Source organism: Pseudomonas putida, assembly GCA_029953615.1.
Taxonomy (GTDB): Bacteria; Pseudomonadota; Gammaproteobacteria; order Pseudomonadales; family Pseudomonadaceae; genus Aquipseudomonas.
In genome coordinates, this window is sequence record CP124529.1 from 5,517,670 (window position 1) to 5,531,658 (window position 13,989).

Below are 13,989 nucleotides of genomic sequence, written 5' to 3' on the forward strand. Positions count from 1 at the left end.
ATGGGGTGGTCGATGCAGTTTCAGGGCAAGGCCTTGGGGTTGCTGATCGCCAATCGGGCAACGGTGATCTGGCGCAATGTCTCGACCAGGGTGCGCCGGGTTTGCGGGGCGTCATGGCTGCCCTGGCGAATGGCGCGAGCCAGTTGGCGGCGCAGGTCGGGCAATGTCGACGGCGCGTCATCGACCAAGGCGACCAGACGCGCCTGCTCCTGATCCTCGGCCTGAGCACCCAGGCGGCTTTCGCGGGCCGCAATGGCCATGGCGTTGGCGATCATCAAGGCCGGGTAACGCAACTCGCCGGGCAGCGCTGGCAACAGCTGCTCCAGAAGCGTCGCGCGGGCGATCTCGAGCAATTGGTGGGCGTTGGGTTGGGTCATGGCGCTTCGGCTCCAGTCATGTGCAGGATGTCGAGTTCGAGCTCCGGCAACAGCCGGGCTGTCAGTGCCAACTCGAGCGACGGTTCTTCACCGGACAGATGGCGCTGCCCTTGCTGCAAGGCAATGACTGCCCAGCGCAGGGTGGCCATGACCTGCCAGTAGTGCAGCTGACTGCGTTCGATGCACAGCGAAGACACCTCGTGATAACCACGCAGAAAATCCTCCAGCTGGCCAATGCCGCCGGCTTCGAGGTCTGGACGGGTAAAACGCCAGCAGCGGGCGGTGAACCAGCCGAGGTCCTCGCAAGGATCTCCCCAGCTGGTGAACTCCCAGTCGAGCACGGCCTCCAGCCCTTCTTCGCTGGCCAGGTAGTTGCCGGTGCGGTAGTCACGGTGCAACAAGCACAGGGTGCTGCTGCGCGGCGCATGCAGCTCGCACCAGCGCAGGCCCCATTCCAGCACCGGATAGGCATCGGCGAGGGTGTCGAGGTAGCGGCGGTAGGCGTCGATGGTCGCCAGGGCCGGCGAGCTGTCCGGAACGGACAGGAAGCCCAGCGTGGCGCACGGCGGGCGGACCTGATGCAGACGCGCCAGGTTGGCGCCAAGCTGCGCCGCCAGTTGCGCCCGGCCCTGAGGACCGGCGCCGGTGCTGAGCGCGCGGCCGGTAGCGCTACCCGGCACATACTCCATCACGAAGAACACCCGCCCATGCACGCGCACATCGCGGCACAGCCAGAGCGGGCGTGGCACTTTCACGCCGGCCTGGTAAACCACCTGCAGCACGGCGAACTCCTGTTCACGGTCAAGGCTGGCGGGTAGCGCTGAAAGCGCATCGCTGCGCAGTACCCAACGCCGGACACCAGCCCACGGGCCGCCTTCGATCAGCAGGTCCAGCAGCCAGTTTTCCTGGATGGCACCGCCGCTCAGGCGCTTGCGCGCCTGGATGACCACCCGCGTTGCCGAGGCCTGCTCTCGGATGAACTCGGCCAGGCGGTGATCGTCAGTCATGGCCGCGAACGTATCGCTGGCCGGGGAAATCGTTGGTGAACTGCTCATGGGTCTGTAGGCCCTGCCTTTGGTTTCTGGGTTGGCACAAGCCCAAGAGCAAGGCCTGGGCCAACTCTTCAAAAGTCAGCCACAGGCCGCATACAGCCTGGGTTCTGACGCCTCACCGCCGAGCGAAAGTCAGGCTGCTCGTTGCATATTTGCAAGGTATTGATTCAATATCGAAACATTTCAAATATGAATAGGCCCCGTGATGGATGCTCTTGCCTCCCAGGTCGTCGTGTTGATCAGCCACTTGCAGCGCCCCCAACAACGGAGCCGGCTCGCCCATGTGGTGGCCGGGCTCACGACGGACTACCCCGATACCCGTATCGAAGTCCTCGACACCTCGGTGGCTGAAGCACTGCAGACCGCCCAAGAATTGGAGCAGGCAGGTAAGGTCGATGTGTTCGTCTGCGCCGGGGCGACCGCCGCCTACCTGCGCAAACACCTGACACGCCCGGTACTGGCGATGCGCGTGGGCAGCGGCGATCTGCTACGGGCATTGGGGCAGGCCCGCGAACGCTCCTCCCAAGTGGCCGTGCTCAGCTACAACCACATCAACCACGACCTGCAAGCCATGGCCGCGCTCTTCACCGTCCAGGTTCACCAGGCCGCCTACACCTCCCTGGAAGAGGCCCGCCAGGCCGTCGAACAGGCGGCCCAGCTAGGCTGTCGCAGCATCATCGGCTCGTCGACGGTGGTGGGGCTGGCGGAGCAGGCAGGGCTGCATGGCGTGCTGTCGCTGAGCGAAGAAACCGCGCGCAAAGCGCTGGAGGAAGCCCTGGGCATTCTCGACACTCAGCGCGTCGAGATCGCCAAACGGCGGCATCTGAATGCCGTGCTGCGGCATATCCCCGCCGGCGTTGCAGCGGTCGACAACCAAGGCGTGGTGCAGTCGCTCAACCCGGCCCTTGCGCAGCTGCTGGACCTGCCGGTTAGCGCAGCGTTGGGCCGGCCGCTGCAGCAGCTGTGCCCGGAACTGGACATGCAGCAGGCGCTGCAGGAAGGCACGGGTGAAGAAAACCGTGTGATGCGGCTCGGCTCGCACGTCGTGGTGAGCAATTTACTGCCTATCCTGGAGAACGGCGAACGTACCGGCCTGGTCCTGACCTGCCAGGACATCACTGTTGTGCAACGTGCCGACCAGCGCATCCGATCCACCCGCCGCCCCGGTGCGTTCACTGCCCGTTACCGGCTCGACCAGCTCAACGGCAACAGCAAGGCCAACCGCGAGATGCTGCAGTTGGCCAAGCGTTTTGCCACCAGCCATTCGACCATCCTGATTACCGGTGAAAGCGGCACCGGCAAGGAACTGCTCGCCCAGGGAATCCATAACGAAAGCCCACGCCGGCAGGGCCCCTTTGTCGCCATCAATTGCGCGGCGTTTCCCGAGTCGTTGTTGGAAAGTGAATTGTTCGGCTACGAGGAAGGCGCCTTCAGCGGCTCGCGCAAAGGTGGCAAGCCAGGCCTGTTCGAAGCGGCACACCGCGGCACGCTGTTCCTCGACGAGATCGGCGACATGCCGGTTTCGCTGCAAACACGCCTTCTGCGCGTGCTGCAAGAGCGCGAAGTCCTGCGCCTGGGCAGCACCGAACCGATTGCCATCGACGTGCGCATCATTGCCGCCACCCACCAGGACCTGCGCAGCGCCATGGACGATGGCGATTTCCGTACCGACCTGTATTTCCGGCTCAACATCCTGCGTCTGCAGACCACCCCGCTGCGAGAGCGCCCTGAGGACATTGCCCTGATCTGCCGGGTCATTAGCCAGCGCCTGCTTGTTCAGGGGCAACCACCGGGAGCTGCAGACATCCCCGCCGCGCTGCTGCCGTACCTTGAACGCTATGCCTGGCCGGGCAATGTCCGGGAACTGGAGAATGTGATCGAGCGCGCGATGCTCTCGGCACGCGAACTGCTTGAGGAACACCGCTTGAAAGAGCAGTACCTGGCACGCGTGCTACCTGAACTGTGCGAAGGCCCTCCCCGTTCACCCGCCCGGAAAAAGTCGCCAGGCGAAACGGACCTGCACACCATCGGCAAGATCGCGCAACTGCGCCATGTAAAGGAAACGCTGGAAAGCTGCCACGGCAACCTCGACGAAGCCGCCCGCCGTCTCGGCATCAGCCGCACAACCTTGTGGCGGCGCTTGCGATCTGCCAATTGAATGAAAGCCCCAATCCCATGTTCAACCCATGACGTCTGGTTGGACAGTCTCAAGGCCCGATACCGTCTAATCATCCGCCAACTGACTGGCTCGACGTACATCGCCGGGTTGCTAGCGATTTTGTTGTGGGGGCGCTCAACCTGTTTAGTTACCTGAGATACTCATTCTGCGAGCGCTTGCCCTCTATCAGATCCGGCGACTATGCGCGGTGTACTGTATCGTCCGGCATTCTTGCTCAGTCGCCTGAGGACCATGCTGATGCAGTCGGAGCAGTCGGAGTAGGACAGTATGGCGTCCGGAGGTGCGTTTTCGCGATGTGCATATTCAGCCGGTCTGGACGCGACTGACCGCTTTCGACCCAAAGCTGCCTGTGGAGAGCGGCAGCAATCGGCCAACTACGGACATTCAGCTGAACAGTAGTCCCGCCACCAGTTTTTTAGACTTGGACATCCTGCACTCTTCAAATGCTGGATCCTCATACTTTAAATGGGTTGGAATCTTCTGAGCACGGAGGATTCAGGCTACAGCGATAGAGAGGCCGGAGACCGCTCAAATGGCTGTCAGTGAGCGCTGCCAGGACCCAGGCAAACATCGATCATTTCCGCGACGTCAAGCAAACGCTCGCGCAAAGCGGGAAGCCAGACCACTGCTACGGACGAGTTCCGCTGCGCCAACTCAAGCACCGCCTGAAGGGCATGTTCGGAATGCCGCATTAATTCAATCAAATGAAGGGCCACTCGGACCATGGCTGCCCGCCAGCCAATGCTTAGCCGTACGTTCACTGGCATCGGTCCAATGGCGCAGCGTCTTGATTGCGCGATGTGACGTGCCTAATTCGGTGCGCAAGGCAGCAGCTAGGGCACCGGCGTAAGTTTGGGCGCAGATTGGAAATGAATTACCCATTTTAGTGATCATCTTTCCGTATCTCCTCTTTATATTCGTGAGTAGCGCATCTGATGTAGGCCGGTAGGTGTGGTGCGGTCTACGGCTTGGCATGGGTGTAGACCCCAAGTCGCTAAGGGGGCATCGATCTACAAATGAGACGAGCACATCTATCCACGACCGAAGGCAGCAATAGAGCTGCTGCCTATGTCCGCATGTCGACGGAGCACCAGCAGTACTCCACTGAAAATCAGCTGGATGCCATTCGCGTTTATGCGGCAGCACATGAGCTGGAGATCGTCCGGGTATACACCGATGCGGGTAAAAGTGGCTTGAGCCTGGATGGTCGGGAAGCTCTCCAACAGCTACTTCTAGATGTCGACGCTGGTCAGTCCGAGTTCTCTGTAGTTTTGGTCTATGACGTAAGTCGCTGGGGGCGCTTTCAGGACCCTGATGTGAGCGCCAGCTACGAAGTTCGATGTCGGCAGGCGGGTGTCAGGGTCGAATATTGCGCCGAACAGTTCGTTAACGATGGCTCACCGGTATCCAGCATCATCAAGAGTGTTAAACGCATGATGGCTGGTGAGTACAGTCGTGAGCTGTCCGTCAAGGTGTTTGCGGGGCAGTCGCGCTTGATCCAGCTGGGATACCGACAAGGTGGCCCGGCTGGATATGGATTGCGTCGTCAACTTATAGATCAGACAGGGCAGCCTAAAGCAATCTTGGATCGGGGAGAGTACAAAAGCCTTCAGACGGATCGGGTGATTCTCACGCCTGGTCCTGAGTCCGAACAACAGGTCGTTCAAGACATTTACCAGGCATTTGTCAGGGAAGGTCGAACCGAAGCTGAAATTGCAACTCAACTGAATCGGCGTGGACTGCTTACAGACTTCCAGCGACCTTGGTCACGGGGAGTGGTGCATCAGGTCCTGATCAACGAAAAGTACATCGGTAACAATGTTTGGAATCGCACGTCTGGCAAGCTGAAACAGCCCCGAACATCCAATCCAGTTGATCAGTTGGTGCGGTCCGACGGTGCCTTCTCCTCTGTGGTCGACCACGCTTTGTTTCTCGCGGCGCAGGCCATCATCCGAGCGCGGTCACGGCACTGGACTGACGAGCAAATGCTGGCGACGCTGAAACAACTATTTGCGGAGCGAGGTTGTCTGTCTGGGTTGATCATTGATGAGCAAGAGGATTGCCCCTCCAGCAGTTGTTATCGCCAGCGCTTTGGTAGTCTGCTACGCAGCTACAGCCTAATTGGCTATTCCCCCGGACGGGACTACAGCTTTCTGGAGGCCAATCGTCGGCTGCGAGAGCTGTATCCGCACATCTTGGTCGACACACAGGAGCGCATTCGTCTTGTCGGTGGACACATCTCGGTCGATCCCCAGACCCAGCTGGTTTGGGTTAATGATGAGTTCTCGATTTCGGTGGTGCTTTGCCGCTGTCAATGTTCAGAGTCAGTGCGCAGGCGTTGGCAGCTACGCTTCGATTTCGGCTTGTTACCTGACCTTACTGTCGCTGTTCGCATGCTCCCAGGTGAGCAGGAGGTGCTTGATTACTACCTCTTTCCCATGATCGATTTGGCGGCACCTCACCTGCGTCTGGGAGATACTAATCCGCGCGAATTGGAACTCTACCGGTTCAACAGCTTGGATATCCTAGCGGCCCTGAGTCGACGTATACCCCTGGGGAGCGCTGCGTAATGGCCACATCGGAAGAGCATCTTGCACTTCATGTGGCGCAGGCGGCGCCTATTGCGCAGATCCCACTCGCGGATATTCGCGTGCTCAATCCGCGTAGTCGCAATCAACAAGTGTTTGCACGCCTGGTGGAAAACATTGCGAGTCTGGGGTTGAAACGACCGATCACGGTGACCCGTAACGGTTCGAGTTTCGACCTGATCTGTGGGCAGGGGCGCTTCGAAGCCTTCAAGGTCCTGGGGGAGTCGGCCATTCCAGCGGTCGTGGTGACGGCGGCAGAGGCAGACCGCTATCTCATCAGCCTGGTAGAGAATCTGGCGCGACGTAAGCATTCGAACCGCGACTTGCTGATGGCGATCAACGTACTGCACGAGCGTGGTTACTCCATCAGGCAGATTGCCCAGAAAACCTGCTTGGACCGTGCCTATGTTGGCGGCATTTTGATCTTGTTGCGGCAGGGAGAGGAGCGCCTGATCGCTGCCGTCGAAAAGGGCTGGCTACCGATTAAAGTCGCGATCCATGTGGCACGGTCCGACGATGCCCAGGTCCAGGCCGCCATGGTCGAAGCCTATGAAAGTGGATTGTTAAAAGGAGATGAACTCATCAAGGTGCGCCGCCTGATCGACCGAAGACGCGTTCTTGGCAAGGGCTATGGTAGGCAGCATGGAGGCGAGCGCATGACCACTCCTCGCCAGTTGCTGACTGCCTATCAGACTGAGGTGCGCCGTCAGCGCCTGATGGTAAAGAAGGCGGACATCGGTGAGCAAAGATTGCTCTTCGTCGTGACTGCATTGCGTCGGTTGTTGGCCGATGAATTTTTCCGGTCAATGTTACGCAGTGAAGGTATTGATGATATGCCGCAGGTATTGGCCGAGCGAATTCAGGGGGACGCATGACTGTCGTCAAGCGTGCCTTTGCCCCCGAGTTGATTACCGTCCGCTTACCGCTGATCTTGCCCTCTCGCCAAGTCACCCACGACATGCTGACGTCCGTCAAATTCGCAGCGATTTTAGCCTCCATCCGTGAATTGGGCGTGGTCGAGCCGCTCGCGGTTTATCCCGAGCCGGTTCACGGGACGGGAGGGGAGCCTCGTTATCTACTGTTGGATGGTCATTTGCGGCTAGCTGCGCTCGCACAGTTGGGGGCGGAAGACACGTTGTGCCTGTTGGCGACAGATGACGAAGGTTTTACCTACAACCGGCAGGTCAACCGACTTACCCCGATTCAAGAGCACAAGATGATTCTGGAGGCGATACGCAAAGGAACGACTGCCGAGCGGATTGCCGAAGTCTTGAGCGTCAACGTCGGACGCATCCGCGAGCGCCAGCATTTGTTGCGGGGGATTGCGCCGGAAGTCGCTGAGATGCTGAAAACGCGAATGGTTAGTCAGGCGGTCTTTCGCGTGTTGCGTAAGATGAAGCCGATGCGCCAGGTAGAACTAGTCGAGATGATGATTTCCGCCAACTGCTTTACTGGTCGCTACGCCGAAATGGTATTAGCCGCAACGCGTCCTGAACAGCTGGTTGAGGCAAAGAAAGTCAGTGAGGGCGTGACTGCTGAAGACATTGCACGCATGGAGCGAGAGATGGAAAAACTCTACCACGATTACCGGTTGGTCGAGGACACCCTCGGCGAAACCATGCTGGTACTCGTGGTTGCCAAGGGCTATGTGTCTCGCATGCTGCGCAATCAGACTATCGCAGCTTACCTGGAGCGTTTCGAGCCTGACCTAGTGCGGGAGCTGGCGGGGGTTGTGGAGGCGGTCACCGCAGATGCTCGTAGTCTGGAGCGTGAATAGACCTACCTGCTGTGCTTAGTGGGAGGACATCATTCGTTTCGGGGGCAGATCGTCAGTGCTATGTTGGCGAGGGCATGGGCTTTGGCTGGAATCGCGGCTTCGTCCCGTGCAGAGGTGGCAATCAGTGGGGCATTGAGACCAAGGCTAGCAATGGCATCAGCTTGTCGCGTTTCGTCGCGAAATTGCAGGGTTGCGCCGTCCTATTGACGCCAAGGTTCAGCAACGTCAAGTTGCCTAGCATTGGGATGCTCTCATGCCGTTCACGAATCAGGAGCTGCCAGGGCGTCAATGTGCCGCAAGAGCGCACAATCACTTCGATATCCGACTCGTCGCTGTCGGCTGCCACGCTGCCATCTTTCTGCGTCCAGCGGGACGTGCCAACTACGCGGCAAAATGTGGTCTATATCAAGCGCTGATAGGTCTGGTGTTTCCGGTTCTTCGCTTTTAACGGATAGCCGTGAGCCGCCCTCGAGTTCCGTTAGCAGCGAACAGGTTTTTGCGGTATCCAGCCGGTTTGGGTACAGCGGTGCACTGATGCAAGCGTTACGGAATTCAAGGATCAGCGTCAGCTGTAGTCGAACGTGATGAAGGATTGCGCTGGGCCGAAGGCAGCGTTCGTGACTAGCAGCTTTTGCCGATTGCGGCACTTTGCGAAGGGCAGCTATGGGTCGATAACGGCCCTTCACGATCATGGATATCGTCATGCCGACCTCTTCGTTATATTAGGTCTGATAAGCACTGGTTATCCGAACCTATTGCAGCGTTGAGCGAGATGAAATTGACAGAGCCGGTACAGATGCCCTCCTCCCAGCCGTTGGTGCTAACAGAGTTGGCCGACAGCACCCATGCCGCTGCGGACGCATTCATCGCCGCCGGTACAGCGGCCAACACCGTGCGTAGCTACCAGAGCGAAATCTGAAAAGAGATGTCGGCTTAGCAGACCCAGAATTTGCGTAGACGCGCGATTTTTAGGATATTTTTTGAACAGCCACATCGGTCGAGAGGTTTTCCCACAGCCTGGGTCGATAGCGGTCGGTCGCGAAGGCTTCTAACGACCACCCACCGGCCCCTTGCCAGAGATCGAGAGGCTGCGTCAGATTGCAGAGTCACAATTCAGAGCAGTGAACGAATATCAACTCAAAGCCTTGAACCACGCACCTTCAGCCATATCAAATCAAGAATACGACGGGGCAATGTGAAATTAACGCATTTATACGAACATCTACATCAGCTAGCCAACATCGAAATTGACATAGTTCAAAAGCGAATGAGGAATTGCCATCAGCCTCATTAGCGCCGATTAACTTAAGCAACTGGCGAACCCCAACTTGGCCACTCACCCCTTAAAGCGCAGCTTCAAGGGGCTAATTTTTTAGTTTAATTTAACGAGCTTTAGAGGCTAAGGTCACTTCAGCCCGCGAAACCGATACATCTCAACGCATGAGATGCGCTAACTCCTCGACCGACCGCGAAATGAGAACAAGCATTCTTTCAATTATAACTGAATCTCCAACCTCTTTAATCCCCTTAAACTCTTTGGTGCTCCATGCAAGAACACTTACAAAATCATGCCCTCTAATATATGAACGCGGATCCCCAGTCAATCGTGCCAGCCATACATCTAATAGCTTGACGAATTCGGCCTGATCTTGATGCCTTCGATTCTTGGAAAGAAGCCGATTCAGGTATGTACCAATGTTGATCGCAAGCCCACTTCCTTGAGTCGAAAGATCCTTAAAAGGTTCGACCCACTCCATATTCCAGGCTAGCTCGCGATCCACAACACGTAAGGCATATAGTGTTTTTAGCACCAAAGCCAATGAGTTCATAAATTCGTCAATGTCACTAATTTTGGCTCGACCAGAAACAACAACTATATCAGTTAGTATTTTTTTCGTGTAAAAATAAAGCTCAATTGATGTATGCTCAGTCCAATTCAATCGTGGAACTTGCTCGACCGTTTCAACCCAGTGATCCAAGTCTTTATCAACGACACAACGATACTGACTATCTTCAGTAATGACAGACAATTCTTTTGCAAGAGCAATTACACGCTGCTTATTGCCGTCAGTCAGACCATGCTTAGCTAAGATATCCGGCCCAATGTCTATTCCATCGATATCATAAACCACATGATCGGTTCCGACAGAAGATATGAAGGATGTAAGAACCTCCTTATCAAACAAGCCCTCTACATAGATGTCTTGCAACGTTGGCTCATACTGGTGACGGACGATTAGCTCATCTATTTTTCTTCTAGGAATCATTGTGCCCTACTCTGCATAGGCACCACCCGGTCTCTATGTTGCGCAAGCAATTCCATAGAATGCGATGCAAAGATAAACTGAATCCTGCTCTCCTTTGTGATATCAAGCAAGGATTGGACAAGCTGCCTTTGCCATTTGACATTCAGAGAGATCTCAGGCTCGTCGATCATAAAGACACAAGGCTTATCCCGCCCAGAAAGAACATAGCAGAACAGCAGCATGAGTTGTTGTTCACCAGAGGATAGGTGCCTGGCATCAAGAGGTTCATTTTTTGCGCTATATATACTGAAACCCTGACTTACCTTATACGTAATATATTTATCCCTTAAATAATTTTCATTGATGGTTGTGACAAACTTTTCGATCAACTGATAAATAGGATCAAGGGCGGCCAGACGGCTATGCAGGCTTTCAATATATGGAACTAATAGCTCAGCAGCTATGCGTTTTTTACTTTTAGACCGTGCATTAAGAGATTTTTTAAGTTCGAGAGTATTGAGAGGAGTGGCCAACTCATATCGTGAGAGCTCATTCGTTTTATGCTCAATCCCCGATAGCTGATTTTGGAGCTCTGTGAAATCGGTGTCTTCAAGAGGTGAAGAATTGGCAGAAGTCAGCTGTTTGATTACATTTGTGTAAACGGTATGAACATTTTCAGACCCACGGTTTGCGCTGTGTATAGCCTTGCGAGAGATCCACTTGCTCGCAGAGCTTAACGCTTGCATAAGAGCTATTTGCCTAGAGCGGGTAACGATGTCATTTAATCGCTTGGGCTCATCCATACGCATGAACCGCCGAAGTTCAACCTCGTCACCTGGATCTGCTACAGCATCACTATCTAAGCGCCTGTCAGCATTCAAGATAAATATGTTTGGGACAAAGCTTGACAACTTGCTTAAAAAAGGCCCCTCACCTATAAGCTCACCTGCGATTTTATATCGATCAGCAATACTCTTCTTAGTGCTTCTTACTACCAACCCACTATCCGAATCATGGTAATAATAGTCGGTAGTATCCGCCCGGTGATTTCTGGGAACAAACTCCCAGAGCGCAAGGATTGCAGTGTCACGCTCTACGGTAAGAACTAGTTTTTTTAAATGCTCTCCAGATGCAAGTCGATTCCTCGTCAGTTGTCTCTTAGCTCGAACAGTCACTCCATTTGCGAGCGCCGCACTCAGCTCGTCAAATTCTGCGTCATATAGCGCCTGTCTGTGGCCATTTCTTGGCCCTGGAGAGAGCAGATGAAACACTAACCGGAGAAGGGTACTCTTCCCGACACCATTGTCTCCATATAGAATTGCAGCGTTAGAGAATAGACCACTAGCGGGGAGATCATAATTATAAAGCCCAAACAAACCTTTTACCGATATGGACGCAATCAAAGGCGAGGCCTGCATGACTGGCTTGCTAAGACTATCAAATACTTGTTCTAAACTCACATCAATCTCCATTCTGACATGACTGCATAAACCGGAACTGAGCTCTAATTTGATTATTAACCTTTTGCTGGTCCTCCTCCCTCATTCTCCTTGGGAGTACCCTGGGAGTTCAAAATGTGGTCGATGCGGTTGGGCTGCCCTCGCTCTGGTAGCATAGGTACGAATCCACTACTCGGAGTAGATACGTCATCGGCTCTCCCAACAGCCCCGCTATCATCGCGTGGAGGGCCGCATCATAACCAACTGATTTAGATTGTTGGTCCTGCAGTTCCTCGGCTACCTGACTGGGCGAAGGGTGCTTCAACGATGAGTACGAGATTACCTCATCCTGACCAAGTCGCATCAGAGGGTTAAAAGGCCAAAGACCACCTCCCTAATGTTACAAGATGATGGCCTTGTGCGATTACTGGTTTAATATACAGCCCCGCCCCCCCTTTCCCTTTGAAGTCTCGACCTAGACCGTAGCTCTGCGTCTCCTCGTGACCTACGCAATGAAAAACTTGATAAAACGCAATGTGCCTACGTTAATCTAGGGAACCATATTCGCAGGTACCTACTCCGAACGAGAAACTGAAAACAAGAAGAGCGCACTCAGCATGAGGTCCCCAGCCTTAACGTACCCAATCGCCGAAAGGCGCATCGGCTTCGATGTACCGCACTGCTGTCTGCACATCGCGCCACCCGACATAATCCATCAGATCCTTGCTGCTCCACTGATTTGCGCTCGCCCAGGTGGCAAACCCTCGTCGCAACGAGTGCGCTGAGTAACCTACCGAGTGGACACCGCTTCGCAGAAGTACCTGCCGTAGTAAACGCGAGAGGCTGTTGGCATTAAGCGCCTTCTTCCCGATATGCCCCCAGCGGTCGATGGAACGAAATAGCGCCCCCTCGCTGAGCCTACTCTCTTCCAACCACACCTCATATGCCGCTACGGGGCACAAGCGCTTGAGGGCCGGCACCTTGACCACGCGGCCGCGGTTACTGCGGTCGGTTTTGCTGCTTGGCAAGAACAGCTCCAACCCTTTCGCTTGGCGCAGTTGAATGTGTTCGATCCGCAGCCGGCACAACTCATCACTTCGAAACGCCCGCCAGAAGCCGAGCAAGATCAATGCCTGGTCACGTGCAGCGCGCAACCTCACCGCGAGCACCGGTTCATCGAGTTCCATCGCCAGTTGGGCGATGCAGGTCTCTAACTCCTTCAGCGCAAAGGCTTCGGCCTGCTGCACCGGCTGTGGGTTTAGGGCCTGGATACCGCGCAGTGTGTCGCGGACGCGTGGTGATTTGGTGGGATCAACAAAGCCCTGCTGCTGATGCCAGCGGGCCAAGGCCGCCAAATGCACGCGCAGCGTGCTGGTCGTGAGTTGGTCGCCGTAGTGTGTGAGATAGCGCACGACAGTTTCGCTGGAAGACGGTAGTAGCCCGCCCCACTCAGCCTCGAAGTGCTCAATGGCCTTGGCATAGCGCCTGTCTGTACTGGCTCGACGCGCGGCGCGTATGTAGCGTTCAGACGAAGTGTCCACTCCTCCTCCAGTTGTACCCCTTGACGGTAGATAAAGCGCAGAAGACGCTATCACGTTCGAGAATCTGGGCTTCTCACACCTCAGTATTCTGCCCGCTGAGCGCTCAGGACGGCTGGCTGTACACCTGTAATTTCGTACCGCTCAAACAGTACGAAATAATCGGCCGTAACACCGCGAGGGCAGCTGTACCACGCCATCGGCGGCGGCCTTCACCGAACCGGGATCGACGCTCGGGTCGCTCCGGTTTACGCGCATGCGGCACAGCGCCAGGAGCGAATCCATTTCTCAGTGTAGTCAAACGTCGCGGCAGTCCCCGCACAATGCCGCCCGCCACACCTGAACCCGCGCGACCGATGGCCAATTGCACACGCCGCCGACCTCTACGCTTAAAGAAACGCTGGCAAACGAGGCAGCCCCATGAAAATCCTGGAACGCGTGGAACAGCAGGCCGTGACCGATGTGCGCTGCGATATCTGTGATGCGTCCACCCGGCTGACGAACGGCAACCTGCAGTACGGGACGCTGGAGGCGCAGTGGGGTTATGGGACGGCGCACGACGGCGAGCGCTATGAAGTGCACCTGTGCGAGCGCTGCTTCTTTACCACCCTCGCCTTCCTCAAACAGGAGCGACGGACCGCGCACCTGTTTGACAGCGCCCCCAACTCCAGCGAAGCGGATCTGGGCCTGGTCAGCCGCAACGATTGGTTCCACGACGGTGGCTAACAGGTGCAACCAGGACTCGCCAGACCACTCGCTGGTGGGTGGGTAAAACCGGCCAGCTCCGCTGAGT

The 13,989-nt window shown here is 56.1% G+C and carries 13 protein-coding genes; 6 read left to right on the top strand and 7 right to left on the bottom strand.

The genetic code is table 11. The features are described from left to right. Window positions 1-20: 20 nt before the first annotated feature. Together lvaB and QIY50_25385 are read right to left on the bottom strand one after the other, a co-directional pair. Window positions 21-377: a 4-hydroxypentanoyl-CoA kinase subunit LvaB gene (gene lvaB / locus QIY50_25380; protein WGV20545.1), complete on the bottom strand. Its 357-nt coding sequence runs from the start codon at window positions 375-377 to the stop codon at window positions 21-23. Then, entirely contained in the window at window positions 374-1,432 is a 1,059-nt protein-coding gene (locus tag QIY50_25385; GenBank protein ID WGV20546.1) for a phosphotransferase family protein, read from the bottom strand. Before QIY50_25385 ends, lvaB begins: the two co-directional genes overlap by 4 nt. Before the next feature lie 202 nt (window positions 1,433-1,634). Between QIY50_25385 and prpR the strand changes: the two genes are divergently transcribed. From prpR to QIY50_25405, 4 genes are all read left to right on the top strand, one after another. Further along, entirely contained in the window at window positions 1,635-3,587 is a 1,953-nt protein-coding gene (gene prpR / locus QIY50_25390; protein WGV20547.1) for a propionate catabolism operon regulatory protein PrpR, read from the top strand. A 1,037-nt stretch (window positions 3,588-4,624) separates the two neighbouring features. Continuing rightward, window positions 4,625-6,178 carry a recombinase family protein gene (locus QIY50_25395; protein ID WGV20548.1) on the top strand — a complete coding sequence of 518 codons (1,554 nt, stop codon included), beginning with the start codon at window positions 4,625-4,627 and terminating at the stop codon, window positions 6,176-6,178. Next, window positions 6,178-7,071, top strand: a complete 894-nt coding sequence (locus QIY50_25400; GenBank protein ID WGV20549.1) for a plasmid partitioning protein RepB C-terminal domain-containing protein — start codon at window positions 6,178-6,180, stop codon at window positions 7,069-7,071. Before QIY50_25395 ends, QIY50_25400 begins: the two co-directional genes overlap by 1 nt. Further along, window positions 7,068-7,973, top strand: a complete 906-nt coding sequence (locus QIY50_25405; GenBank protein WGV20550.1) for a plasmid partitioning protein RepB C-terminal domain-containing protein — start codon at window positions 7,068-7,070, stop codon at window positions 7,971-7,973. Before QIY50_25400 ends, QIY50_25405 begins: the two co-directional genes overlap by 4 nt. A 121-nt stretch (window positions 7,974-8,094) precedes the next feature. Here QIY50_25405 and QIY50_25410 read toward each other — a convergent pair whose 3' ends face one another. Then, the gene (locus QIY50_25410; GenBank protein WGV20551.1) at window positions 8,095-8,214 is read right to left on the bottom strand and encodes a DUF1524 domain-containing protein; all 120 of its coding nucleotides are present in this window, start codon (window positions 8,212-8,214) and stop codon (window positions 8,095-8,097) included. A gap of 19 nt (window positions 8,215-8,233) precedes the next feature. Then, window positions 8,234-8,665 (bottom strand): DUF1524 domain-containing protein, encoded by a 432-nt coding sequence (locus tag QIY50_25415; GenBank protein WGV23119.1) that lies wholly within the window; start codon window positions 8,663-8,665, stop codon window positions 8,234-8,236. 104 nt (window positions 8,666-8,769) lie between these two features. Between QIY50_25415 and QIY50_25420 the strand changes: the two genes are divergently transcribed. Next, on the top strand, window positions 8,770-8,892 hold the full coding sequence (locus tag QIY50_25420) for a hypothetical protein (GenBank protein ID WGV20552.1): 123 nt from the start codon (window positions 8,770-8,772) through the stop codon (window positions 8,890-8,892). Window positions 8,893-9,406: 514 nt separating this feature from the next. Here QIY50_25420 and QIY50_25425 read toward each other — a convergent pair. The 3 genes from QIY50_25425 to QIY50_25435 all read right to left on the bottom strand — a co-directional run bounded on the left by QIY50_25425 (window position 9,407) and on the right by QIY50_25435 (window position 13,199). Next, entirely contained in the window at window positions 9,407-10,183 is a 777-nt protein-coding gene (locus QIY50_25425; GenBank protein WGV20553.1) for a hypothetical protein, read from the bottom strand. Window positions 10,184-10,236: 53 nt separating this feature from the next. Then, window positions 10,237-11,679 (bottom strand): AAA family ATPase, encoded by a 1,443-nt coding sequence (locus QIY50_25430; GenBank protein ID WGV20554.1) that lies wholly within the window; start codon window positions 11,677-11,679, stop codon window positions 10,237-10,239. A 611-nt stretch (window positions 11,680-12,290) separates the two neighbouring features. Continuing rightward, window positions 12,291-13,199: a site-specific integrase gene (locus QIY50_25435; GenBank protein ID WGV20555.1), complete on the bottom strand. Its 909-nt coding sequence runs from the start codon at window positions 13,197-13,199 to the stop codon at window positions 12,291-12,293. Between the two features lie 417 nt (window positions 13,200-13,616). On the opposite strand from QIY50_25435, the gene QIY50_25440 reads away from it, so the two are divergent. After that, window positions 13,617-13,922 (top strand): hypothetical protein, encoded by a 306-nt coding sequence (locus QIY50_25440; GenBank protein WGV20556.1) that lies wholly within the window; start codon window positions 13,617-13,619, stop codon window positions 13,920-13,922. Window positions 13,923-13,989 lie beyond the last annotated feature (67 nt).

Bases quoted from the DNA above. Each gene is read 5' to 3' on its own strand.
- lvaB (WGV20545.1), bottom strand. From the start codon at position 377: ATGACCCAACCCAACGCCCACCAATTGCTCGAGATCGCCCGCGCGACG.
- QIY50_25385 (WGV20546.1), bottom strand. From the start codon at position 1,432: ATGAGCAGTTCACCAACGATTTCCCCGGCCAGCGATACGTTCGCGGCC.
- prpR (WGV20547.1), top strand. From the start codon at position 1,635: ATGGATGCTCTTGCCTCCCAGGTCGTCGTGTTGATCAGCCACTTGCAG.
- QIY50_25395 (WGV20548.1), top strand. From the start codon at position 4,625: ATGAGACGAGCACATCTATCCACGACCGAAGGCAGCAATAGAGCTGCT.
- QIY50_25400 (WGV20549.1), top strand. From the start codon at position 6,178: ATGGCCACATCGGAAGAGCATCTTGCACTTCATGTGGCGCAGGCGGCG.
- QIY50_25405 (WGV20550.1), top strand. From the start codon at position 7,068: ATGACTGTCGTCAAGCGTGCCTTTGCCCCCGAGTTGATTACCGTCCGC.
- QIY50_25410 (WGV20551.1), bottom strand. From the start codon at position 8,214: ATGCTAGGCAACTTGACGTTGCTGAACCTTGGCGTCAATAGGACGGCG.
- QIY50_25415 (WGV23119.1), bottom strand. From the start codon at position 8,665: ATGATCGTGAAGGGCCGTTATCGACCCATAGCTGCCCTTCGCAAAGTG.
- QIY50_25420 (WGV20552.1), top strand. From the start codon at position 8,770: ATGCCCTCCTCCCAGCCGTTGGTGCTAACAGAGTTGGCCGACAGCACC.
- QIY50_25440 (WGV20556.1), top strand. From the start codon at position 13,617: ATGAAAATCCTGGAACGCGTGGAACAGCAGGCCGTGACCGATGTGCGC.